The 24,190-nt window shown below is 47.9% G+C and carries 22 protein-coding genes; 13 read left to right on the top strand and 9 right to left on the bottom strand.

Annotated elements, in window-relative coordinates; translation table 11 throughout:
* Positions 1-71: 71 nt before the first annotated feature.
* The 10 genes from atpB to glmS all read left to right on the top strand — a co-directional run bounded on the left by atpB (position 72) and on the right by glmS (position 10,282).
* Positions 72-983 carry a F0F1 ATP synthase subunit A gene (gene atpB / locus G8768_RS02360; RefSeq protein ID WP_166851942.1) on the top strand — a complete coding sequence of 304 codons (912 nt, stop codon included), beginning with the start codon at positions 72-74 and terminating at the stop codon, positions 981-983.
* 88 nt (positions 984-1,071) lie between these two features.
* Positions 1,072-1,320: a F0F1 ATP synthase subunit C gene (atpE, locus tag G8768_RS02365; RefSeq protein WP_166851939.1), complete on the top strand. Its 249-nt coding sequence runs from the start codon at positions 1,072-1,074 to the stop codon at positions 1,318-1,320.
* A 49-nt stretch (positions 1,321-1,369) separates the two neighbouring features.
* On the top strand, positions 1,370-1,840 hold the full coding sequence (locus tag G8768_RS02370; protein ID WP_166851936.1) for a F0F1 ATP synthase subunit B: 471 nt from the start codon (positions 1,370-1,372) through the stop codon (positions 1,838-1,840).
* 12 nt (positions 1,841-1,852) lie between these two features.
* Positions 1,853-2,389: a F0F1 ATP synthase subunit delta gene (locus G8768_RS02375; protein ID WP_166851933.1), complete on the top strand. Its 537-nt coding sequence runs from the start codon at positions 1,853-1,855 to the stop codon at positions 2,387-2,389.
* A 27-nt stretch (positions 2,390-2,416) separates the two neighbouring features.
* The gene (atpA, locus tag G8768_RS02380) at positions 2,417-3,961 is read left to right on the top strand and encodes a F0F1 ATP synthase subunit alpha (protein ID WP_166851930.1); all 1,545 of its coding nucleotides are present in this window, start codon (positions 2,417-2,419) and stop codon (positions 3,959-3,961) included.
* A 55-nt stretch (positions 3,962-4,016) separates the two neighbouring features.
* Positions 4,017-4,877, top strand: a complete 861-nt coding sequence (gene atpG, locus G8768_RS02385; protein WP_166851927.1) for a F0F1 ATP synthase subunit gamma — start codon at positions 4,017-4,019, stop codon at positions 4,875-4,877.
* Positions 4,878-4,919: 42 nt separating this feature from the next.
* Positions 4,920-6,317 carry a F0F1 ATP synthase subunit beta gene (atpD, locus tag G8768_RS02390; RefSeq protein ID WP_166851924.1) on the top strand — a complete coding sequence of 466 codons (1,398 nt, stop codon included), beginning with the start codon at positions 4,920-4,922 and terminating at the stop codon, positions 6,315-6,317.
* A gap of 64 nt (positions 6,318-6,381) precedes the next feature.
* Positions 6,382-6,807, top strand: coding sequence for a F0F1 ATP synthase subunit epsilon (locus G8768_RS02395; protein WP_166851921.1), 426 nt, complete (start codon positions 6,382-6,384; stop codon positions 6,805-6,807).
* A 173-nt stretch (positions 6,808-6,980) separates the two neighbouring features.
* Positions 6,981-8,342, top strand: a complete 1,362-nt coding sequence (gene glmU / locus G8768_RS02400; protein ID WP_166851919.1) for a bifunctional UDP-N-acetylglucosamine diphosphorylase/glucosamine-1-phosphate N-acetyltransferase GlmU — start codon at positions 6,981-6,983, stop codon at positions 8,340-8,342.
* A gap of 110 nt (positions 8,343-8,452) precedes the next feature.
* Positions 8,453-10,282 carry a glutamine--fructose-6-phosphate transaminase (isomerizing) gene (gene glmS / locus G8768_RS02405; protein ID WP_166851916.1) on the top strand — a complete coding sequence of 610 codons (1,830 nt, stop codon included), beginning with the start codon at positions 8,453-8,455 and terminating at the stop codon, positions 10,280-10,282.
* 56 nt (positions 10,283-10,338) lie between these two features.
* Here glmS and G8768_RS02410 read toward each other — a convergent pair whose 3' ends face one another.
* The 8 genes from G8768_RS02410 to G8768_RS02445 form a co-directional block, all read right to left on the bottom strand.
* Complete coding sequence (locus G8768_RS02410; RefSeq protein ID WP_166851913.1) at positions 10,339-11,022, bottom strand: hypothetical protein; 684 nt, start codon at positions 11,020-11,022, stop codon at positions 10,339-10,341.
* 436 nt (positions 11,023-11,458) lie between these two features.
* On the bottom strand, positions 11,459-12,373 hold the full coding sequence (locus G8768_RS02415) for a haloalkane dehalogenase (protein WP_166851911.1): 915 nt from the start codon (positions 12,371-12,373) through the stop codon (positions 11,459-11,461).
* A gap of 88 nt (positions 12,374-12,461) precedes the next feature.
* Positions 12,462-13,064, bottom strand: coding sequence for a TetR/AcrR family transcriptional regulator (locus G8768_RS02420; RefSeq protein ID WP_166851906.1), 603 nt, complete (start codon positions 13,062-13,064; stop codon positions 12,462-12,464).
* A gap of 336 nt (positions 13,065-13,400) precedes the next feature.
* Positions 13,401-14,153: an enoyl-CoA hydratase/isomerase family protein gene (locus G8768_RS02425; RefSeq protein ID WP_166851902.1), complete on the bottom strand. Its 753-nt coding sequence runs from the start codon at positions 14,151-14,153 to the stop codon at positions 13,401-13,403.
* 1 nt (position 14,154) lies between these two features.
* Positions 14,155-15,333 (bottom strand): hypothetical protein, encoded by a 1,179-nt coding sequence (locus G8768_RS02430; RefSeq protein WP_166851899.1) that lies wholly within the window; start codon positions 15,331-15,333, stop codon positions 14,155-14,157.
* 17 nt (positions 15,334-15,350) lie between these two features.
* Positions 15,351-15,788, bottom strand: a complete 438-nt coding sequence (locus tag G8768_RS02435) for a nuclear transport factor 2 family protein (protein ID WP_166851896.1) — start codon at positions 15,786-15,788, stop codon at positions 15,351-15,353.
* 58 nt (positions 15,789-15,846) lie between these two features.
* A complete protein-coding gene (locus tag G8768_RS02440; RefSeq protein ID WP_166851893.1) occupies positions 15,847-17,841 on the bottom strand; it encodes an NAD(P)-binding protein in 1,995 nt (664 codons plus the stop codon).
* A 51-nt stretch (positions 17,842-17,892) separates the two neighbouring features.
* The gene (locus G8768_RS02445; RefSeq protein ID WP_166851890.1) at positions 17,893-19,080 is read right to left on the bottom strand and encodes an MFS transporter; all 1,188 of its coding nucleotides are present in this window, start codon (positions 19,078-19,080) and stop codon (positions 17,893-17,895) included.
* 140 nt (positions 19,081-19,220) lie between these two features.
* Here G8768_RS02445 and G8768_RS02450 point away from each other — a divergent pair, with 140 nt between their 5' ends.
* Positions 19,221-20,573 (top strand): aminotransferase class III-fold pyridoxal phosphate-dependent enzyme, encoded by a 1,353-nt coding sequence (locus G8768_RS02450; RefSeq protein ID WP_208020059.1) that lies wholly within the window; start codon positions 19,221-19,223, stop codon positions 20,571-20,573.
* Between the two features lie 93 nt (positions 20,574-20,666).
* Here the strand turns inward: G8768_RS02450 and G8768_RS02455 are convergent, their stop codons facing one another.
* Entirely contained in the window at positions 20,667-21,371 is a 705-nt protein-coding gene (locus tag G8768_RS02455; protein ID WP_166851887.1) for a TetR/AcrR family transcriptional regulator, read from the bottom strand.
* Positions 21,372-21,530: 159 nt separating this feature from the next.
* Between G8768_RS02455 and G8768_RS02460 the strand changes: the two genes are divergently transcribed.
* Complete coding sequence (locus tag G8768_RS02460) at positions 21,531-22,520, top strand: MDR family oxidoreductase (RefSeq protein ID WP_166851884.1); 990 nt, start codon at positions 21,531-21,533, stop codon at positions 22,518-22,520.
* Between the two features lie 37 nt (positions 22,521-22,557).
* Positions 22,558-24,156 carry a class I adenylate-forming enzyme family protein gene (locus G8768_RS02465; RefSeq protein ID WP_166851881.1) on the top strand — a complete coding sequence of 533 codons (1,599 nt, stop codon included), beginning with the start codon at positions 22,558-22,560 and terminating at the stop codon, positions 24,154-24,156.
* The last annotated feature ends 34 nt before the right edge of the window (positions 24,157-24,190 follow it).

A 24,190-nucleotide genomic window follows, 5' to 3' on the forward strand; every position in this document is an offset into this window, starting at 1 on the left:
CGCTTTTGACAAGCCAAAGAGTGTTTTTACAACTTCTATCTTTTAGCTTTTAAATTTAAGGTGCTTGAGACATGGCAAGCGAAGGTCAAACTTCAACGGAATATATCCAACACCACCTCCAAAACCTCGCCTATGGCAAATTGGAGGCCGGTTATACCCGCGCTGACGGTACTGTGTTGACCCAGGATATCTGGACGATCGCCCACTCTTCCAAAGAGGCGGCGGACATGGGCTTTTGGGCCATCCATCTGGATACCCTGGGCTGGTCAATCGTATTAGCGTTAATTCTGGGCTTCGTATTCCGCAAGGCAATCGCCGGCGCGAATACCGGAACCCCCAAAGGTGTTCAAAGCTTCGTTGAGATGATCGTCGACTTTGTTAACAACACCGTGACCGACATTTTCCATCACAAGAATCGTTTGATTGCCCCAATGGCGCTGACCATTTTTACCTGGGTCTTCATGATGAACCTGATGGATCTGATCCCGGTTGACTGGCTTCCCTGGGCAGCCACCAAAGTGACTGGCGACCCGCATTTCTTCTTTAAAGTCGTTCCAACTACCGATCCGAATGCCACCATGGGCATGGCCTTGACCGTATTTATGTTGATGATTTTCTTCAGCATCAAAGAAAAAGGCTTTATGGGTTTTGTGAAGGAACTGACTTTGCATCCGTTCCATAGCGGTAAGATTTATATCGATATCTTCCTGATTCCAATCAACTTGATTTTGGAAACGGTTTCTCTGATTGCCAAGCCTATCTCTCTCGGCTTGCGTTTGTTCGGAAACCTGTACGCAGGTGAGATGATTTTCATCCTGATCGCCCTGATGTTCAGCGCGGGCTTGATCATGGGTATCGGTGGCTTCTTCTTGCAAATGGGTTGGGCAATTTTCCACATCCTGGTAATTACCCTGCAGGCTTTTGTATTCATGGTATTGACCACCGTATACATGGCCATGGCCCACGATGTAGAAGAACACTAAGCATTCAGCGCAGTGCTCCGGCACTGCGCTAATAATTTAAACCTAAACTTTTAATTTTAAACTTAACTACTCTCTTAAGGAGAACACAATGGAAGCACTTGGTTTAGTATATGTTGCGGCAGCTCTGTTGATCGGTCTGGGCGCTCTGGGTACTGCGATCGGTTTCGGTACTTTGGGTGGCAAACTGCTTGAAGGTTCTGCACGTCAGCCTGAGCAAGGTCCTGCCCTGCAAGGTAAAATGTTCCTGATGGCTGGTCTGTTGGATGCGGTTCCAATGATCGGTGTAGGTATCGGCATGTACCTGATCTTTGTTGTTGCTCCAGGTCTGGCTGCTTAATTCACCGCTTTTTGCTGAATTTAACGTTAACTAAGCAAGAGGTGTTAGTGTGAATATCAACCTAACTCTGATTGGCCAATCGATTACTTTTGTAGCCTTCATCTGGTTCTGCATGAAGTACGTATGGCCTGCGCTGATTTCCGTAATGGAAGAGCGTGAAAAGAAAATCGCCGATGGTCTGGAAGCTGCGGATCGTGCGGACAAGGATTTGGAACTGGCTCAGAAAAAAGCCGTTGAAACCCTGTCCGAAGCCAAGCAACAGGCGGCGGAAATTATTGAGCAAGCTAACAAGCGTGCTAACCAAATTGTTGATGAAGCCAAAGATCAAGCGCGCGCCGAAGGCGATCGTTTGAAAGCGGCCGCTCAAGCTGAGATCGAACAGGAAGCAAATCGTGCGAAAGAAGAATTGCGCGCGAAAGTTGCTACCTTGGCTCTGGCTGGTGCTGAAAAAGTACTGGGCAATGCCATCGATGCCAATGCACACAACGACTTGGTAGACAAGTTGGCGGCAGAGCTTTAAGCGAGGTATATCATGGCTGAACTCACAACGTTAGCCAGACCATACGCCAAAGCTGTATTCGAATTTGCCGATGCGGCGGGTGAACTGGCCTCCTGGTCAAACACCTTAGCGGTATCGGCAGCGGTGGCCCAACAAGGTGCCATGCAAAAAACCCTGGCAAATCCAAGCCTGACTGCAGCGCAAAAAGCGGAAGCTTTTGTCACTGTATGCGGCGATGAAATTTCAGCAAAGGCAGCAAACCTGCTGCACGTTTTGTCTGAAAACAAGCGCTTGGAATTACTGCCGGAGATTGCTGTGTTGTTTGAGCAGTTTAAATCTCAACGGGAAAAAGCAGTCGACGTTCACGTCGAAACCGCTTTCGAACTGTCTGGCGACTTGGAAACAAAATTGGCGAAAGCATTGAGTGCCAAACTGGACCGCGAAGTCACTGTACAGAGCTCTGTTGATCAGAGTCTTTTGGGCGGTGTTGTGGTACGCGCCGGCGATACAGTAATCGATGGTTCGGTGCGAGGCCGTTTGGCTAAGCTGGCCGAAGCAATGAACTCCTAACACGATTTAGGAATTGAGGAACAGAGCATGCAGCAACTGAATCCTTCTGAAATCAGTGAAATTATTAAGCAACGAATCGACAGTCTCGACGTTGCAACTGAAGCACAGAACGAAGGTACTGTAGTTTCCGTAACCGACGGTATCATCCGCATCCACGGCCTGGCCGATGTGATGTACGGTGAGATGATCGAGTTCGAAGGCGGCATCTACGGTATGGCACTGAACCTGGAGCAAGACTCCGTTGGTGCCGTGATCTTGGGCGCCTACGAAGGCGTTGCCGAAGGTCAGAAATGTAAATGTACAGGTCGAATCCTGGAAGTACCGGTAGGTAATGAATTGCTGGGTCGCGTTGTTGACGCGCTGGGTAATCCTATCGACGGTAAAGGTCCAATCGGCAACGCGACTACCGATGCGGTAGAAAAAATCGCTCCGGGCGTAATTGAGCGTCAGTCGGTTGATGAGCCCGTACAGTTTGGTTTGAAAGCGGTCGACTCCATGGTTCCTGTGGGTCGTGGTCAGCGTGAGCTGATTATTGGTGACCGTCAGACGGGTAAAACCGCCATCGCCGTTGATGCCATCATCAACCAGAAAGGCAAAGGCATTAAGTGTGTATACGTAGCCGTTGGCCAGAAAGCTTCTTCTGTTGCCGCCGTAGTACGTAAGCTGGAAGAGCACGGCGCAATGGATCACACCATTGTTGTTGCCGCTACGGCTTCTGACCCAGCCGCGATGCAGTTCCTGGCACCTTTCGGTGGTTGTACCATGGGTGAATACTTCCGCGATCGCGGTGAAGATGCCCTGATCGTATACGATGATTTGACCAAGCAGGCTTGGGCCTATCGTCAAATCTCCCTGTTGTTGCGTCGTCCACCGGGTCGTGAAGCTTACCCTGGTGACGTTTTCTACTTGCACTCACGTCTGCTGGAGCGCGCTTCCCGCGTAAACGCTGACTACGTAGAAAAATTCACTAACGGTGAAGTAAAAGGCCAGACCGGTTCTTTGACCGCTCTGCCGATTATTGAAACCCAGGCTGGTGACGTATCTGCATTCGTACCTACCAACGTAATTTCGATTACTGATGGTCAGATCTTCCTGGAAACTGACCTGTTCAACGCCGGTATCCGTCCTGCGATGAACGCCGGTATTTCGGTATCTCGTGTTGGTGGTTCTGCACAGACTAAAGTGATCAAGAAGCTGTCCGGTGGTATTCGTACTGCCTTGGCACAGTATCGTGAATTGGCAGCGTTCTCTCAGTTCGCTTCTGATCTGGACGATGCAACCAAAGCCCAGCTGGATCACGGTGAGCGCGTAACCGAGCTGATGAAGCAGAAGCAGTACTCTCCTCTGTCAATTGCAGAGATGGGGGTTGTGCTTTACGCCGCGAACGAAGGCTACTTGAACGACGTTGCTGTGAACAAGATCGGCGACTTCGAAGCCTCTCTGTTGTCCTACATGGGCGCAGAGCATGCTGACCTGATGAACAAGATTAACGATACCGGTGATTTCAACGGCGAAATCGAAGGCGGCTTCAAAGCAGCCTTGGATAAGTTCAAAGAAACTCAAACCTGGTAATTTATTCATGCCTTCGGTTGGCTAGCTAACTGAAGGCCTTGTTCGAGGGCCGGTTATGGCAGGCGGAAAAGAAATACGTACTCAGATAACGAGTATTAAATCTACGCAGAAAATCACCAGCGCCATGGAAATGGTTGCGGCGAGTAAGATGCGTAAAGCCCAAGACCGCATGCAATTAGGCAAACCTTACGCACAGCGTATTCGTGATGTTGTTGGTCATATCGCCAACGCCACGCCTGAATACAAGCATATTTATATGCAGGAGCGTGAAGTTAAGCGGGTTGGATTTATTTTAGTTTCCACCGACCGTGGCCTCTGTGGTGGCTTAAACATTAACTTGTTTAAAGCAGCCATTAAGTCCATGAAAGAGTGGGACGACTTGGATGTGGGTATCGACCTGTGTTTGATCGGTGCAAAAGCCCAGGCATTCTTTAACAGCTACGGTGGCAACGTAGTCGCAGCAGTTCGCGACTTGGGTGAAGACCCGGCCATCGCCGATTTGATCGGCAGCGTTAAGACAATGCTCGATGCTTTCGCCGATGGCAAGATCGACAAACTGTACCTGGTTGGCAATGAGTTCGTGAACACCATGACTCAGAACCCGAGTGTACAGCAGTTGTTGCCATTGCAAGCGCAAGAAGACACCGAGAGAAAACACGCTTGGGACTATATCTACGAGCCGGATGCACGTCAGTTGCTAGATGGCCTTTTGACTCGCTATGTTGAGTCTCAGGTTTATCAGGCGGTCGTAGAAAATGGCGCTTGTGAGCAAGCCTCGCGCATGATCGCGATGAAGAACGCTACCGAAAATGCGGGCGATCTTATCGATGATCTTGAGCTGGTTTACAACAAAGCTCGTCAGGCAGCGATTACCCAAGAATTGTCTGAAATTGTTAGCGGTGCCGCGGCGGTTTAAGCCGAAGCATCCAAGGAATTCATTATTTAAGAGGATCCGGAAATGAGTAGCGGACGTATCGTACAAATTATTGGCGCCGTTATTGACGTGGAATTTCCCCGTGATTCCGTACCTAAGGTTTACGACGCACTGACCGTTGCTGAAAAGGGTTTGACCCTTGAAGTTCAGCAGCAGCTAGGTGACGGCGTGGTACGTGCAATCGCCATGGGCTCATCAGAAGGTTTGAGCCGTGGTTTAAGCGTTGATAACACCAGTGCCCCTATCTCTGTACCTGTAGGTACTGAGACTTTGGGTCGTATTATGGATGTATTGGGTAACCCAATCGATGAGTGTGGCCCTATCGGTGAAAAAGAGCGTAGTGCTATTCACCGTAAAGCCCCTGCTTACGATGAGTTGTCAGCATCCAGCGATCTGTTGGAAACAGGTATTAAAGTCATCGACTTGGTATGCCCATTCGCCAAGGGTGGTAAAGTTGGTCTGTTTGGTGGTGCGGGTGTAGGTAAAACCGTAAACATGATGGAACTGATCAACAATATCGCTCTGGAGCACAGCGGTTTGTCTGTGTTCGCAGGTGTTGGTGAGCGTACTCGTGAAGGTAACGATTTCTACTACGAGATGCAGGAGTCTGGCGTTGTAAACGTTGAAGACCAGAGCAAATCCAAAGTAGCGATGGTTTACGGTCAGATGAATGAGCCACCAGGTAACCGTCTGCGTGTTGCGTTGACTGGTCTGACCATGGCGGAAAAATTCCGTGACGAAGGTAAAGACGTACTGTTGTTCGTAGACAACATTTACCGTTACACCCTTGCGGGTACCGAGGTATCTGCACTGTTGGGTCGTATGCCTTCTGCGGTAGGTTATCAGCCAACTCTGGCAGAAGAAATGGGTGCTCTGCAAGAGCGTATTACCTCCACCAAAAACGGATCGATCACCTCGGTTCAGGCGGTATACGTACCTGCGGATGACTTGACTGACCCGTCTCCAGCAACCACCTTTGCGCACTTGGATTCAACCGTAGTATTGAGCCGTGACATTGCTTCCAAGGGTATTTACCCGGCGATCGATCCACTGGACTCAACGTCACGTCAGTTGGACCCACTGATCATTGGTCAAGAGCACTATGATGTAGCTCGTGGCGTACAGACTGTACTGCAGCGCTACAAAGAGTTGAAAGACATCATTGCGATTCTGGGTATGGACGAACTGTCTGAAGAAGATAAGTTGACCGTATCTCGTGCTCGTAAGATCGAGCGTTTCTTGTCACAGCCTTTCCACGTAGCGGAAGTATTTACCGGTGCACCTGGTAAGTATGTGCCACTGAATGAAACTATCCGTGGTTTCACTGGTTTGCTGGCGGGTGAGTACGACGATCTGCCTGAGCAGGCGTTCTACATGGTTGGTTCTATCGACGAAGCTATCGAAAAAGCCAAAAACATGTAAGGGGCTGGGGGCTCAATCCTGAAAGGGAATGACCCCCACCACACACCCGAAAGAGGCTAGAACAATGGCAATGACTGTCCACTGCGAAATTGCAAGTGCAGAAGAACAGCTCTACTCCGGTTTGGTAGAAATGGTAATTGCTGCAGGTACAGAAGGAGATATCGGTGTCGCTTACGGCCACGCCCCACTTCTGACGTCTCTGCAGCCAGGCCCGATTCGCATCATCAAGCAAGATGGTGAAGAAGAGATCTACTACATCTCCGGTGGCTATTTGGAAGTGCAAGCCAGCCAGGTATCTGTATTGGCAGATACTGCGTTGCGTGCTGATGATATGGATGAATCCAAAGCATTGGCCGCTCAGAAAGAAGCTCAACAGGCACTGACCAATCAGTCTGGTGAGTTTGACTACTCGGCTGCGGCCGTACAGTTGGCGGAAGCCTCTGCACAGCTACGCACCTTGCAGGCCATTCGCAAAAAACTGGGTAAGTAAATTACTTAGCCGGTGTAAAAAAGGCAGCTTCGGCTGCCTTTTTTGTCCTCATCGTTTGAGCACTTTTTTGCATTAAACTGTCAAACATTCATAGTATTGTGAATGTTTTCAAAGTATCTGCCCTTCTGAGTTCAGAAATAAAGGCGCAGCTACCCAAACAACAAGGAACCCCTATGTTATTAGACATCGTGATCCTGGCGGCCGGTAAAGGGACAAGGATGAAGTCCAGCCTGCCCAAAGTATTGCACAAGGTTGGCGGGCACAGCTTGCTGTCCCATGTGCTGGGCGCGGCGAAGGCCCTGGAATCTGACAATATCAATATTATTGTTGGCCATGGCGCCGAAACCGTGAAGGCCGAATTTGCCGGGGAAGCGGTTAACTTCATCGAGCAAACCGAACAACTGGGTACCGGGCATGCCATGCAACAAGCCCTGCCCTATCTGCGCGATGATGCCACGGTGTTGATTTTATACGGGGATGTTCCATTGACCCCGACCGCTACCTTGCGTGAACTATTGGATCAGGTAAATCCGGAAGCGATGTCTTTGTTGACGGTCGAACTGGATGACCCAAGCGGCTATGGTCGTATTATTCGCAATGCCCAGGGCAACGCCAAAGCGATTGTTGAGCAGAAAGATGCCAACAAAGACCAGCTGGCAATTTGCGAAATCAATACTGGCATTATGGCGGTACCGTCTGCCCTGTTGAAAGCCTGGTTACCCCAACTGTCCAACGACAATGCCCAGGGCGAATACTACCTGACCGACATCGTTGAAATGGCGAGTAATGATCATATCGACATTAACATCGTGCAGGCCGATGACGAAATGGACGTGCTGGGAGTGAATAACCGGGTACAACAGGCCGAGCTGGAGCGTTACTACCAATCCGTGCAAGCCATGGTGTTGCTGGAAGAAGGTGTGGGCTTGTTAGATCCGGATCGTTTTGATTGTCGGGGTGAATTGAGCGCTGGTAATGATGTGACCATCGATGTGAATTGTGTCTTCGAAGGTACAGTAAACATTGGCAACAATGTGTATATTGGTCCCAACTGCGTCATCAGTAATTGTGACATTGGCGACAACACTACCATCAAAGCCAACAGTGTTTTGGAAGATACCAGCATTGCCGGTGATTCCGATATTGGTCCGTTTGCGCGATTACGCCCTGGAACACAATTAGCGAAGGGCGCAAAAATTGGTAACTTTGTGGAAACCAAAAAAGCCATTATCGGTGAAGGTTCAAAAGTTAATCACCTCAGCTATGTGGGCGATGCCGAGCTGGGCAGCAACGTAAACGTTGGCGCGGGTACCATCACCTGTAACTATGATGGTGTGAATAAATCCAAAACCACCATTGGTGATGGCGCTTTTATTGGTTCCAATACAGCCTTGGTAGCGCCAGTTAGTATCGGCAGTGAAGCTACAGTTGGTGCTGGCTCCACCGTGGCAAAAGATGTAGCCGAAGGTGAGTTGGCCGTCGCCAGAGCCAAACAACGAAATATTTCCAACTGGCAAAAGCCGGTAAAAAAATAAGCCAGGAATTAAATTCAAAAACACTGGCTGCTCTGTAAATAGAAAGCAGGGCAAATGAAAGACCAAAATTAGAAAAACGATTAAAAGCTGTAAAAACGATAGGAAAGACTATGTGTGGAATTGTCGGCGGAGTAACACAAAGGAATGTGCTGGGTATTCTCGTTGAAGGTTTAAAACGCTTGGAATACCGCGGTTACGATTCAGCAGGTGTTGCTTTAGTAGAGCCCACGGGTGATCTCACTATTCGCAAAGCCCTGGGCAAAGTCAGTGAGCTTCAAAAAGAACTGGCCGACAAACCAACCCGTGGAAATCTTGGTATTGCACACACGCGTTGGGCAACTCACGGCAAACCTAGCCAGGCTAATGCCCACCCACACTACTCCGATCACATCGCGATTGTTCACAATGGTATTATTGAAAATCACGAGCCTTTGCGCGAGCAACTCAGTGCCGATGGTTACGAGTTCATTACCGAAACTGATACCGAAGTCATCGCCCATTTGCTCCACAAGGTGTATGAGCAAGAACAAAATCTTTTTAGCGCCCTGCAGAAAACTGTCGCACAGTTGGAAGGTGCCTATGGTCTTGCGGTTATTTCCAGTCGCGAACCCGAGCGCATAGTCGCGGCTCGCAGCGGCAGCCCATTGGTAATTGGCATTGGCATTGAAGAAAACTTTCTTGCGTCCGATCAAATGGCTCTACGCCAGGTCACCGACCGTTTTGTCTATCTCGAAGAAGGTGACATGGTCGATCTCCGCCGGGAAACCTACAGCATCGTGAATCGTACGGGTGAAACAGTTGATCGCCCAATCACAAAAATTGCCGAAGCGGATGAGGTGGTCGACAAAGGTCATTATCGCCACTTTATGCAAAAAGAAATTTTTGAGCAGGCGCGAGTTATTGGTAATACTCTACAAGGTCGTATTGGCCAACACAAAGTGCTTGAACAAGTTTTCGGTACCTCCGCTGCCGATATTTTTGACCAGGTTCAACGTGTGCAAATTATTGCTTGTGGTACCAGTTATCACTCTGGCTTAGTGTGTAAATACTGGTTGGAAGACTGGGCGGGTATCCCCTGCGATATCGAAGTGGCCTCGGAATACCGTTACCGAAAAGTCGTGGTAAGTCCGGGTACACTATTTGTGACTATTTCACAGTCGGGTGAAACCGCCGATACGCTTGCCGCTTTGCGTCTGGCAAAAGAACTGAACTATCTGGCATCGCTCACTATTTGTAATGTACCTAACAGCTCACTGGCTCGTGAATCTGATTTGGTCTTTATGACTCAGGCCGGTCCGGAAATTGGTGTGGCTTCAACAAAAGCGTTTACCACTCAATTGGTTTCTCTTCAGCTATTAACCATTGTTCTCGGTCGCCGTCATCAATTGAGTGCCGAACGTGAAGCTGAGCTGGTTGAAGCGTTGCACAGTTTGCCTTCTCTCTGCGAAGAAGTGTTATCGCTCGACCCTGAAGTTCTCGAGATGTCCGAGCACTTTTCAGAGAAACATCATTCCCTCTTCCTGGGCCGTGGTCCGCAGTATCCCGTCGCGATGGAAGGTGCCCTGAAGCTGAAAGAAATCTCTTACATCCATGCGGAGTCCTATCCAGCGGGCGAATTAAAACATGGCCCATTGGCCCTCGTCGATTCTGATATGCCTATCGTGGCAGTTGCACCGAATAATGATCTTCTGGAAAAACTGAAATCAAATCTGGAAGAAGTTCAGGCGCGTGGTGGAATGCTGTTTGTATTTGCCGACAAAGATGCCGGCTTTAAAAATAATGGCAGCACCAAAGTTATTAACTTGCCCCATGTTCCCGCCAGTTTGGAACCCATCATCTACACCCTGCCCCTTCAGCAACTGTCCTATCATGTTGCCGTACTGAAAGGTACCGATGTGGATCAGCCGCGGAATTTGGCTAAGTCGGTGACGGTGGAGTAATTCCTTATCGGATTTAATGTGTTGTATTGGCCTTTATATTAAGGGCCATGTGGGTACTAATTTTTTTGCTCGACATCCACATTGTAGTGCTGAAACTCTGTAAACCCCAGATCAGGACAAAAGGTATAAATATTGTCCTGATTTCTCCTCTTCCCTTCGCCGATTGTCCATCGAAAAGTTAAGCACTTATTCGGGCCCTCAAGCTCGATAATTTCGATTCTTGTTGGTCTACGTGAGTTGTATTCTCGTACTTCGCCCTGTTTCCAATAACCAAGCGGAAATTTACTCCCTAGGCCGTCATAGGTTCGGGTGCCCCATTGCTTTCGTTTATCGTAAATTCTTACCAGTCCGTCTTTGGAATTATTGATCGTGAAAAAAGACTCCACTTGGCTCTCTCGAATACTAAATATTCTTCGGTAGTAGGGGATTTCATCACCACGCCATTCAATCTTAGTATTGTTTTCTTCGGTCTTGAACGGCCCAGTGATTTGGAATTGGCTGCAGGGCCTTTTCTTCCCAATGAAGGTAACACAAGTGGAAGTGGAGACTGCTTTCATTGCCAATTCATGCTTTCCATCCCACTTTGCTCCCGTGAAAAGTTCTACAGGAATGAATCTTTGTTTTACTGGGCTATCAACTTCTTTATGTTCAGTTGTATTGTCTTCTGAAAACAAATTGGCAGAGAAAAAGAGTGATGTGTATATAAGGGCTAAAAAATAAGTATTTAAATAAATATTCATTGTCACGGTTTCTCAAGCACAGAACTCTGTATAAGTCTTGTCAATTATCTATCCCGTTAGAAAAATTGAATAGACTCCTGCGAGGGTCGGATGGATAACTGAGATAGTCCGAGTCTCGTTCTTGAATTAGACGTCTATTACAATGAAATCGTACGCTTGCTGATACTTGCCCTATTGTTGTGTACGGAAATGAACAGGTGAGCCTGGAATCATAGAAATTATATAAACCCTGACAGCAGAGAATGGTCTTGCTGGCTTTTGAGTTCGGGATTCACAACGGAAGGTGATTCTACCTTGAGAGGAGCGCGGATTAAGTATTTCAACTCAATAGAGATAACGAAACTAAAAACTCATTTGGGTTCAATGGAATGGTGTTTTCGATATTCAAAGCCCCAGGGTAAATGTTGGGGCTTTGAAATTGCACTATCTATCAGATTTAAGTAAGCGGATTCGCCGCAACAAAAGCCGCAACGACCTCAGCCAGCTTTTCTCCTTGGTCTTCCTGCAAAAAGTGCCCGCCATTGACGATGGTTGTATGCTGTTGTCCCTGACAACCGGGAATCAGTTTCTGCATAACGGCATCGCCGCCTTTTGTGATCGGGTCTGAGTCACTGAATGCGGTGAGAAAAGGTTTGTTCCATTGCGTCAATACGCCCCAAGCTGCTCGGTTGGCTTCTGATGCGGGGTCGTCCGGTGTTACGGGCACTAGTGTTGGAAACTGACGCGCACCCTCTTTATAGGATTCGTCGGGAAATGGTGCATCGTATGCAGCCACGACTTCTGGCGACAAATCGGTGGTGGTTGCGCCAGAGATAATGCCGCCGACTGGGAATTCAGGCACCTCTTGAGAAAATTTACGCCAATCCAGAAAGGCTTGCCCGGGATCATGATCGCCCGTTGGCAACATGGTGTTTGCGGCGACAGCGCGAACAAAACGATCGGAGTTTTCGGCTAATAATCTTAAACCGATTAGGCCGCCCCAATCCTGACAGACCAAAGTGATGTTATTAATATCGAGTTGATCCAGTGCCGATTGCATCCAGTTCACATGGCGTTGATAGGTATAATCGCTGCGTTTGCTGGGTTTATCCGAGCGACCAAAACCGGGTAGATCCGGGGCGATAACCCGTAAGCCGGCACCCACTAAAACCGGTATCATTTTACGATACAGATAACACCATGAAGGTTCGCCGTGCATTAACAACACAATGTCACCATCACTTGGCCCTTCGTCCAAATAGTGCACACGCAGTTGTCCCCCGTCGCAATCATCGACATTCAGATAGTTGGCTTGGTAGGGAAAATCAGGCAATGCGTCAAAACATTCATCGGGTGTTCTCAAATATTCCATGATGACCTCTCGTTCTAATTTTTGCAGAATTATGTCTGCTGGCTTAACTTTCTATACGGTTCCATTTAACGTTGTTCAGGTGTGCTGATTAATTCGATCTAAGTAATTCGCGAATACTGCTCATGGTATTGTTCAACCAGCGCTTATCGGTAGCACCGCGCCATTGCACTAACATGCCATTAAACATTAACGAGATAGATTGAGCTCTCTGCCGGCTGTCTACAGCGCTATCCAATTGCTCCTTCTCTTGTGCCTGGCGCAAACCGTGTTGAATGCCTTGCAACACACTTTTCATGGCCTTAGAGGTGCGTTGGCGTACGGCTTTCTCATGGGGGCCAAGTTCAACCGTTGTATTTACCATGAGACAACCCAGGCACAGATCTATTGGGCCTGGCTCAAAAGCAGAAAGAATAAAATCTTCGATGCCCTGCAAGGGCTTGTTCTTATATTCATGCGAGGCCGGTTTTAAGTAATGACGGACTCGTTCTCCGATGACCGTGTCGTTGTAATGATCCAGGCAGGCGAGGAACACGCCATCTTTCGAACCAAAACTGTTGTATAAGCTGCCGGGTGTTAAGCCCGTGGCCTGCTCCAGATGTTTCATACTGGTAGCGGTGTAACCTCGCTGCCAAAAGCACTCGGTGGCGCGATCCAATACCTGTTCTTGCTGATATTCTTTAGGGCGTGCCATTAAGCGTATCCATTACTTGCATGTGTGACTCGAGCTTATTTGTGTGTTTTAGAGTGATCACTCTAAAATATGGTGCACGCTGATTCAATCGTTGAAGAGAGCACTATTTTCGGCCATTTTTGCCAAACTTAGTGTATGGGATCAACTTTTGTGTGGATAGCCACGGAATCAGTCGTTTCTGTGTGGAAAGGAGGCAAGCTTTATTAATCGAGTAAACCTGCCTGTGGGTGGTGGTACATTCGCTTCAAAATGGATGGCTAAACTTTATTAATTGATGGTCCGTCCCTGACGGCGGAAATTCCTGCGCCGTCAGCTCGTTTTAGTTTGAGTTCTGTGTCATGTTTTGAGTACTTTGGTAATGGTTGTATTCAATTTGGAATCAAACCAATCATCCACGCGGGCTTTTTGGTTCTTCTCTTCGAAATACGCCAATACCTCATGAAGATCTTCTCTGCAAAGACTACGAGTCTCAAGCATAGCTTTAGATGGAAGTTTTAATACTCGGTCACACCAGGCTAATGCTCGACTGACCAATAAGTGATTGGCTTCCAGTCGGTCTACGATACCGAGTTCCAAGGCCCGCTCAGCCTGAATCACTTTTGCTTCCATGATAAATTCCTGGGCGCGGTGTGGTCCGAGTATTCGAGAAAGCGCTGCAAATACATGTTTTCCCAAAGTCATGCCGCCGCGAACTTCGGTAATCCCAAAGCTGGCTTGGCGGCTCATAATACGAAAATCTGCAAATAGTGAAAATACCGCCCCGGCGCCCAGGCAATTGCCATTGATGGCGAAAGCAACAGGAATAGGGCTTTTCCCCACGGCCAGGGTGACATCACCTAATGCTTGGAAGAGCTCGCTGATTTTCTCTCGATTCATATTGACGCTGAGTTTGACATCCATACCGGCGCTGAAACTCGCACCATGAGCCGAAACAACAATGGCTCCTATTCCATCTTCCACAGCTTGCTCGATGCCGGAATGCAAACGTTGCAGAAGATCGATATCAAAGGCGTTCACGGGAGGGCGTCGTAGCTGCAACTCTCGTATACGGTTACCGCTGTACAATTGATGATTGATAACTTTTAACATGTTAGTTTCCAGAATAGTTCACGTCAGTATTCGATGTCATCCGAGTTTGAAACCTCAAAAACACCCACAGGGTACTGGCCAGTAAAATCAGTAATACCGACAAAAAAATGGATTGCAGACTGCCGTGTTCTGCGACTTTGGCGGAAAGAAAAGCACCGAGTGTTAAGCCAGTACCTTGCACTGCGGGAATAAACAATGCTCCCCTTCCACTTCTATCAAAATTTGAAACCAAACCGGCCTGAAACGGAATGGCAAAGGCATACAAAAAATCAAAGACGATAACCAATTGGTAAAAGCTTATCCTTCCTGGTGCTATGAAATAGATTAACAAACTGAGTAGAATTAAAAGTAAGGGAAGAAAGAGTAATCGATACTGCCAAGGCGTATTTGTTAATGACACCTTTACTGCCAAAGCAGCACCTAGAAAGCTGAAAATCAGGGACATCGACAACAGGGCCGCTACTTTGTCACTGCTCATTCCCGCTATTGAACCCAAATTTAAAAAATCTACCCAAACTACATTCATAGCCGCAAAAAAGACAAAGATTGCCAGCAGGCACAAAATCGCATTTAACGGTAAAACCGGAGCAGTGGATTGGCTGTCGCTCTCCTGTGTCTTTCGGGTTTGTGGAGTACTTATTGCTTGTTCCCAAGACGACTTTCCTTTGCCAAGGAAAAGAAGTAAAAATAGTGGCGCTATCGAAATCAGAAATACAATGGTAAAAAGAGCCGGTATAGTCGCGGGGATAAGGCTAAACGCCCCGAGGCTGATGGCACCTACAGCAATCAAAATTAATAAGGATAAGCTGTACTCTCGCTCCGGATTGTCTGCCTGCGAAAAATTATGGTAAACCACCATTGCTAAGGCTGCACTGAGTAGCCCCACCAGAAGCCTCAGTGAAAACAGACTCATAAAGTTTGTAAAGAAAGCACTCAATAAGTTACAGCTTGCCATTAGAAGGATAATGGCTATTAAACAACGTTTTCTTAGAAAAAATGGCAAAAAGGATTGGGAAAAAATAATTGCCAGGGGTTTAATAAATAATTCAATCGACAGCAATAGAGCCATTTCGATGGAACTATAGCTGTCGCTTTTCTTAAAAGCATCGCTAAACAAAGGAAGAAGGTAGTAAATTCCATTTCCAGAGGTAAACAGTAAATACAGAAACAGGCTACGCACTTCTTCCCCACCTCGTCTTAGAGGCTGTGATCTTCAAACAGTTTTGTAACGATGGCCCACTTCCCGTCAGACTTATACAATCCGTAGAAATTGGTATATAGCAGCTTACCGCTTAGTAGAATCCGGGCTTTAACATTTGCAGTTGAACCGATGATTTCCACTCTATCAATGTGTAGAGAAGCATTGATCTTGTTTTCCTGTTCTTTGCTTAAACTCGATTTCTCAGCACCTACCGCTTCATATTGCATCCATTCAGCAAGAGGAACATAAATGGCCTGGCCTTCGTACATGGCAGCCAATTGCATTTGAGGATGAAATCCTGCTTTTACTTTGTCGGCATCGAGTTCGTGGTAAAAGCCTTTGAGATAAGACTCGTTTAACAAGTGTTGAATGGCAGCAACATCTTCCGATGATCCATTGCTGCTTTTGTCTGCAGCCAGAACATTAATACTCATAAGACACATTCCGATTAGGTTAAACAGTTTTTTTGAAAGCATGATTTTTCTCCAGGATTTAAAATTTCTTCATTAATTGGCGAACGGCTTTTTCACCTTCGCTTACGGCATTGCTCCATAGTTGCTCACCGGTCAGCTCTGAGTGGCCAAAGGCGATGCGGCCATAGCCCTGACGGATAATCTCTCGGGGGGCCGGGCGACCGTCACGGCCATAGTAGTAACCGGGTTGTGGCACGATATAAGCATGCCCCCAGCGATTGGTGATAATGCCCTCGATATCCGTTTTGGCGTCAAAGCCGTAGTCTGAAAATAACTCGGTCAATTTGGTTCGGATTTGTCGTTCAAATTCTTTATAGGGGGTAGCGAATAATTGAGTGCGCGCGACAATGGCCTCCGATTGCAGAGGCATATTTTTCTGCAGAAACGGAACATAAAAGGTTAATACAGCCGGTTTGTTCGGATCGAGGGGCATGGTTTGATTACCCAAATCCATAGGGGCACGAAGGTTTGTAAACCAACCAAAACCGTCAAACCATTGGGCACCGGTAATGCCAAGCTTTTCCATAAAACGCCAGTTATTCACGGCGACATTGGCAGTCAGAATCGGAGCGTGGTAAAACTCTTTGTAGGCATCTTTAAAGCCTGTCGGCAAATCACGAATAATGTGCTTGTTCACCCAGCCACCACTGGCCATAAGCACGGTTCTCGCTTTTACGCGATAGGCTTTGCCTGTTGCGGTGTCGGTATACACTACGTTGACATACTCGGATTTATCGATGCTTCCAGCGTGTTCAACGTAGACCACCATCGAGCGACCCCGAATACGAACGCTTTGGTTCTTTCGGTCCAGACTTTCCCAGTTTAGAGGGTTATTAAGAATATCGGTCATGCTGTCTCCGGGAATGGAATCCGGAATCATCTTTTTCACAAAGTGTCTTGCAATCCCGGCGTTACCACCCGGGAAACTGACCAAGGTAAATTCTGTTGAATCTGTAACGCCCTCTTTGCTTTCTCCCTTCGCCTCCGCTTTTTTGGCCGCGGTTGCATAGATGCGTGTTGCAGGCGGAGCAAAATACTGCACCGCAGCATAGGCAGAAATAACTTCCGGGCTTAAACCTCCACCTGAAGTTGATACGGTGCCGCTGATGTAATCCAGAACTTCCGCGGATAAACCCATTTCCTTAACAATGAAATCTTTTAAGGTCATGCTGTCCAACCACTCCGGCCAATTATCTGGCAGGTCGAGGTTTTCCAATGGCTCGTGGCTATATAGCTCACGCAAATCAGCTTTTACCTTGTCGGAAATCGGGGCGTCTTTAAAGCCGTTTTCATGAGCCCCTAAAACCCATTGCCCTTTATTTCCGGTTTGTTGATTTTTGTAGAAAAAACCGGTCGTCGCGTTGCTGGCTTCAGAGCCCATAGCCGTAAAATGATCTGTGGGGAAGCTCAGGTTTTTACTGGTGCCCGTAGCCTTGGTTTTCCAGTTGAGTTCATTGGGTAAACCAATTTCGTTCCAGTAGCGATGAAACAAGCCCGCTTCTTCTGCTGGTTTGGGTGGCCATACAAAGCCATTGGACCCTTGGGGAGCATATAGACGGTGGCCATTGATTTCGAACTCATTCTGTTTTGCCTCACCACCGAAAATAGGATGGTTATCAAGAACGAGAACGTTTTTTTTGCCCTGGTATTCCTTTTGTACGGTATAAGCCGCACTTAACCCAGCGAAACCACCACCCACCGATACCACATCGTAAATTTCTCCGGTGTCGATAATATCCTCTGGCAACGAACGAAATTGCCCGTCCCTGAGAGCATGGGCCGCATTCACGACCTCTGCAGTATTTCCGTTGGAATCAGCATAGTCGCCGATTCCCCCTGGGCCGGTCCAGTCCGCACCCAGGCCTTGAGCTTGAGCACGGCTGGCCAAACCGGGAATGCCAGAGGTTGCTATAAGGGCGGTTCCCGTTCCAACTAGGCTGGCATTAACAAAATCCCTTCGGGTAATTTTGCTGTTCATGCCTAGCGTTTCATCATCGAGTCGTATTTTTGTCATCGACTTCACCTATTGTTGTTTTTCAATCACACACTGTTTGTTTTGTTCGGCTTAACTTCTTTCATTGGCTATTAATGGAGAGCGGTTTTGCAGGTAATACAAGGCGGTAAAAACCACAATACTGCTCAGTAAAAATCCGGCGCTTAGATAAGTAATCTGAAGCAGTCCATTTTTTTCGGCGACGGTTCCCGCGAGTATGGGACCAAGTGAAATACCAAAGCCTTGAATAGCTGGCAGCATTACAATGTTTTTGCCACTGTTATCCAGCTTAGATACCCACCCGCTCTGAAAGGGAATAATAAAGTTGTAACCAAAGTTAAAAATATTAATGGCCAGAAAAAACAGCCAGCCACCAGGAATAAAAAGTAGGGCCAGTACGGAAAGAATGGTACTGAATGTACCCAAGGTAATTGCGCGCAAACGTTCGGTTTTTCCTCCCATCCAGGCAGCCAAAAGCGATCCGGCGACACTTAAAATGAGAGATGCAGACAGACTGATCGCAATTAGATCGTCATGGACACCAAGTTCGCTTCCGATCAGCTCTGCAAAACTCCAAAGGCTGTTCATGCCCGTAAAAAACAGGAATATTGCAGTAAAGGCCAGAACTAAATAAAGGGTTTTTCCATGAGCAAACTCATCGCTGGCCTGTCTGGTTTGATCTTCCTGGGAAACCATTTTCGCTGGCAAGCAATGAATCAACGGAATACAGAGCGCTGCTGGAATACTGATAATGATGTACATACTCTCTGCGCCCAGTATATCCACGAGCGCAGAAGAACTCAGAATTAGCAAACCACCCAGAAATACCTGCAGTGACAGGGCCAGGCCAAAGTCTTTGTCTGGATTTTCGGTGCTGGCAATACCGGCGACCGCGATAGACACCATAGCCCCGCCGGCAAAACCGGCGATGTAACGCAGCAGCATTAAGCTACTGAAATCCTGATAGAACATACAGGCAACATTGGCGGCGACGAAGACAAAAACAAAAGTCAGTAGGCTGCGCTGCCAGTTAAAACGATGAATCCAATAGCGAGCGGAAACATTGGCAATTGCATTTGATGTCATGTCAGCGGATAGCAGCCAACCAATCTGGGCCGCGCTAAACCCATATTCCTGGTCAAACAGGCCTCCCCACACCGGCAGAGCGAAGTAAACCAAGGTGCCCGCTGAATAAATCAAGGAGAACAAAAATCGGGTAGCGTTTGTTCTCACCATTGCTGAATAGGCCTGTGGCTCCATAGGGCTGTCTCATTTTTACTTATTTTCAAATTGACCGCTGGCTTGTTTCAGCCAGTTGAAATTGACTTTATCTGTTACGTGACAGATAATCAAGTCACACTCTGAAAATTTACCTTCTTCAATAGCCAGGAGCTAAGACAGTGACTGACACAAGCAAACTAACAGAATTAAATGCCAACCATGTTCTGCATCCCATGAGCATGCCGGCTTTCGACAATGAACAGCCTTTATTCGTAGAGCGCAGCGAAGGTGTGCATGTTTATGACAATACTGGCAAACAATACCTGGATGGTCTGGGTGGGCTCTGGTGTGTCAATGTAGGCCATAGTCACCCCAAGATGGTGGCGACCATTCAGGAACAAGCAGCCAAGCTGGCTTACTACAATACCTTTGGTGATGTATCTAACCGACCATCCGTAGAACTGGCGGAAAAAATTACCGGCATGTTAAAACCGGAAGGCATGAGCAAAGTGTTTTTTACTTCGGGTGGTTCTGACTCCGTAGAAACCGCGCTGAAACTTGCCAGGCATCACTGGCGACTGAAGGGTCAAAGTGATAAAACGCAATTCATTTCGTTGAAAAACGCGTATCACGGCGTTCACTTCGGTGGTACCTCACTGAACGGTATGCAGAATTTCAAACAGAATTACGGCCCCTTACTGCCGGGTTGTTCGCAGGTTGATGGCCCTTTCCCCTACCGCAATCCCTGGACCAACGATTTGGAAGAGTTGGGTCAAATCTGTGCAGATATTCTCGAACGTAAAATTCTTCACGATGGTGCCAACAATATTGCAGCTTTTATTGCTGAGCCTATTCAGGGAGCCGGTGGCGTGATTGTTCCACCCGCGAACTACTGGCCGTTGGTTCGTGAGATTTGTGATAAGTATGACATCCTGTTAATTGCCGATGAGGTGGTGACGGGCTTTGGTCGTTCAGGCAGCCTGTTCGGTGTACGTGGCTGGGGCGTCGCAGCGGATATTCAGTGCTTTGCCAAAGGAATCAGTTCGGGTTACATCCCATTGGGTGCAACGGTCATTAACGATAAGGTTGCCGAGCCCTTCCTGGAAGCGGCTCCAAATGCTTTTGTTGCCCATGGTTACACTTACTCCGGCCACCCTTTGGCCTGTGCTGTTGGCCTGACATCATTAAATATTGTTGAAGAAGAAAATCTGGTCGAAAACGCCGGCATCGTAGGTGATTATCTGCTTCAGCAATTGCAGCCGCTGGTTGAAAGACATGAACACATCGGTGAAGCTCGAGGTAAAGGCTTGATGGCAGCATTGGATCTGGTGACCGACAAGCAGTCTAAAACACCGGTTGATCCTGCTTCTGGTTATTCCGATAAAGTTTCGGCGATTTGTCAGGAAAATGGTGTACTGATTCGTTCAGTGGGGCCGAAAATTATCCTGTCGCCACCTCTGACTTTCACCAAAGAAAATGTTGATACCATGGTCAATACCATGGATTTGGCGTTTTCCCAGGTAAGCCTTTAACAGAACAGTATCGAGTCAGTTACCCTATGCTGTTTGGCCCCTACGGGGGCCTTTTTTGTGCTTTGATTCTATTGGGTTTTGGTGGTTTGAAGCCTAGTCGGCATCGAATACCCACTGATGTTCTGTGGCATTAACCATATTGAAAATCATATTCACGACTTTGTCTTCGATATTTTCCAGTTCCGGGGCGTTCTTGCGATCACCGTGAACAAATAAGGTCAGGCCTTCCAGAAAGGCGATGATCATTACCGCCTTGCTACGACATTCCAGTTCGCTGAGGTCTTCGTTGTAGGCCGAGATAAGTTCACTGATAACGCCCAGGTTGCGTTCGTAAAACTCATCCATGATGCTTTTCGCGTAGTCGTCCAGATAGGCCATGGCCCACAGTTGGTAGAACAAGCCGGCGGTTTCTTCATGGGTATCCGCACGTAGATGCCCGACGACTCGAGCTTTCAGATTGCTGGCAGGGGTTTTCAGTGGCGTGTCATCGCGCAGCTGCTCGATACGCTCTCGTTCCTGGCGAACCACATCTTCAAATACGGCGCGAAAGAGTTCTTCCTTGGTGGAAAAATAATACTGCAGGGTGGCTAAACGGATACCGGATTTCTCGGCAACACTGCGAGCGCTGAGCTGGGCAAAGCCCTCTGACAGAATGATATTGCGGGCCTCATCCAGAATCATTTGTTTCCGTTCGCCCGCTTTCAAGCGTTTGGTCTGGCGATACTTCGTACCCTTTCCGCTGGCCTTAGTGTTTTTACTGTCGGTGTTCTTTTCTGTCTTCTTACTGCTGGTTTCCATTGCGGTGTCGGGCCCTTTTTCTCTCTAGAGACAGTTATCTGTCAACTGACAAGGCTACCAATTTTTATCAGGCACAGCAAACCAGCCGGGAATTGATACCATGCGTATTTGACTTTATCTGTCATGAGACAGATAATCCTCAAAAAGGAGCACTTAAGCATGAGCAAATTCTTTAATGCCTACATGATTCGCGAGGAGGATGGCCAACGCCAGTCTTCTCTGGTCCAGTTACAAGAAGCCGACCTGCCCGATGAAGAGGTGCTGGTTGCGATCCAATACTCGGGCCTCAATTACAAAGATGGCCTGGCCTTGTGCGGCCAGGGTATCGCCAGACGCTTGCCTATGGTGGGTGGGGTCGATCTTGTGGGTGAAGTTGTAGATGGTGGCAGCAGTGACTTTAAATCCGGCGATAAGGTGCTGGTGAATGGCTGGGGCTTATCGGAATTACATTGGGGGGGGTATAGCCAGTTCCAGCGTTTGAAGCCAGATTGGTTGGTTCGGGTGCCGGAAAACTTCAGTGAGCTGGAAACCATGGCTATCGGCACAGCGGGTTATACCGCCATGCTGTGTGTGATGCAGTTACAAGCCAATGGCGTAAAGCCAGAAGATGGTGAGATCGTTGTGACAGGTGCCGCTGGTGGTGTGGGTTCTGTGGCGATCAGCTTGTTGTCGAAGCTCGGCTACCACGTTGTGGCCTCAACCGGGAGGCCGCAAACCCACGACTATTTAAGTGCTTTGGGTGCGACGGATTTTATCGATAGAAAGAGCTTGTCCGAGCCGGGTAAACCCTTCCAGGCTGAACGTTGGGCGGGTGGAATTGATACGGTTGGTGATACCACGTTGGCTAATGTGCTTGCACAAAGTAAATATCAAGCGGTAATTACTTGCTGTGGTCTGGCCGGCGGCGCCGATCTGCCCGCCAGTGTATTGCCATTTATCCTTCGCGGTGTGCGACTGATTGGTGTGGATTCGGTAATGGCACCCCAAGCCATTCGCCAAAAAGCCTGGGACTTACTGGATAAACATTTGCCCAGAGAAAAACTCACCGAACTCACCCAGGTAGAACCAATGAGTAAATTGGGAAGCCTGGCAGAAGACATTATTGCGGGCCGTATTCGTGGCCGTGTTGTTATCGATGTGAATTCCTAAAACAGTATTCAAAAACCAAGGTGCAATAGGTAAATCCATGAGTCAGCCGAGTTTTAATTTTAAGCCGCCCCAGTTTGATCGCGCCTATGATTATTTGTATCACTATGCTCAAACCCAAGGCGAGAAGATTGCTTTGGTGTACGGTGATGAACGCATTTCTTATGAAGATTTAAAACATCGAGTTGATACCCTCGCCACGGCATTGCTTGAGCGTGGTCTTCAATCTGGCGAGCGCATTGCCTGCTTATCGGCTCCGCACCCGGAATGTATCCAGTTGATGTTGGCCAGTATGGCGATAGGGGCAATATGGGTGGGGATAAACCCTCGCTATCAACTTGCCGAAATGCAACATGTTATCGACGATGCTCGCCCGAAATTTTTATTCAGTCGCAGCCAAATGGGTAAGCGAGATTACCGCGAAGAACTCACGGCTCTAAAAGAGAATCATCCTGATCTCCAATTAGTCATTCTCAACGGTGATCTAAAGGCGGCGAATGGTCAAAGCTTCACCGACTTCTGCGAGCACAAAAACAGAACAAACCAATACCTGCCACTTGATTCAATTGATGGCGAAAGCCCTTGTTTGATTGTTTATACCTCCGGCACCACCGGCAAACCCAAAGGTGCTCTGCTGAAACAGTCGGCCTGTGTTCGTCATGGCAAACTGTCCTTAGCGCAGTTTAAGCCTGAGCCCCTAAAAGTTATTAATTACTATCCCGTGAATCATGTGGCCGGCATTGTTGCCAATAGTATTTACACCCTGGTTGGTGGTGGCTGTAACGTATTGATGGAACAGTTTAATCCGGCGAAAGCTCTGGAGACGATCGAGAAGGAAAGTATTACCCAATGGGGTGGCATTCCCACTATGTTGCAACTCTGTGTTGCCCATGAAGATTTTTCCAAACGGGATTTATCTTCTGTACAACTGCTGAGTTGGGGTGGCAGCGCAGCGCCACAAACGCTTTTGCAAACACTCTCTGAACGTGTGCCCTATCTTTCTACGTTGTACGCCGCTACAGAAACCACGGGTGGAACATTCATTATGCCACCCAATCGTGATCTGGATCTGTTAGCGCAATCCGTGGGTCAGGCAATGAACGATGTTGAGTACCGATTAGTGGACGAGCAGGACAACGTCGTAAGCGATGGAAACGTGGGTGAATTGCAGCTTAAGGGCCCCTTTTGCATGTTGGAATATTGGGGACAGGAAGAGGCAACAAGGGATACGTACAGCAAAGACGGTTGGCTGAAAACGGGAGACCTGGCGAAACAGGATAATAATGGAAATTTGTTTTTAATTGGCCGCAGCAAAGAAATGTACAAGTCCGGTGGCTTCAATGTTTACCCAAGAGAAGTGGAACAAGCTATCGAGGATATTGACGGCGTTGACATGATCGCTGTCGTCAGTGTGCCCGATGAACTCTATGGTGAAGTAGGCCACGCTTATATTACCAGCAAAGCCAATAGTCAACTCAGTGAAGAAAGCCTGCGTGAAGATTGCCGACAGAGATTGGCTAACTACAAAATCCCTAAAGCTTTCCATCTGTTAAACCACTTGCCGCTACTCGCCAATGGAAAGATCGATAAAAAACAACTGCAAGCTAACGCCCGAGCTATTGCTGAACATTCATCTTGATCATAGGTTTAAAGTTTAAACCTCAGGTTCAGGA

The organism is Pseudoteredinibacter isoporae (assembly GCF_011602085.1).
Lineage (GTDB): Bacteria > Pseudomonadota > Gammaproteobacteria > Pseudomonadales > Cellvibrionaceae > Pseudoteredinibacter > Pseudoteredinibacter isoporae.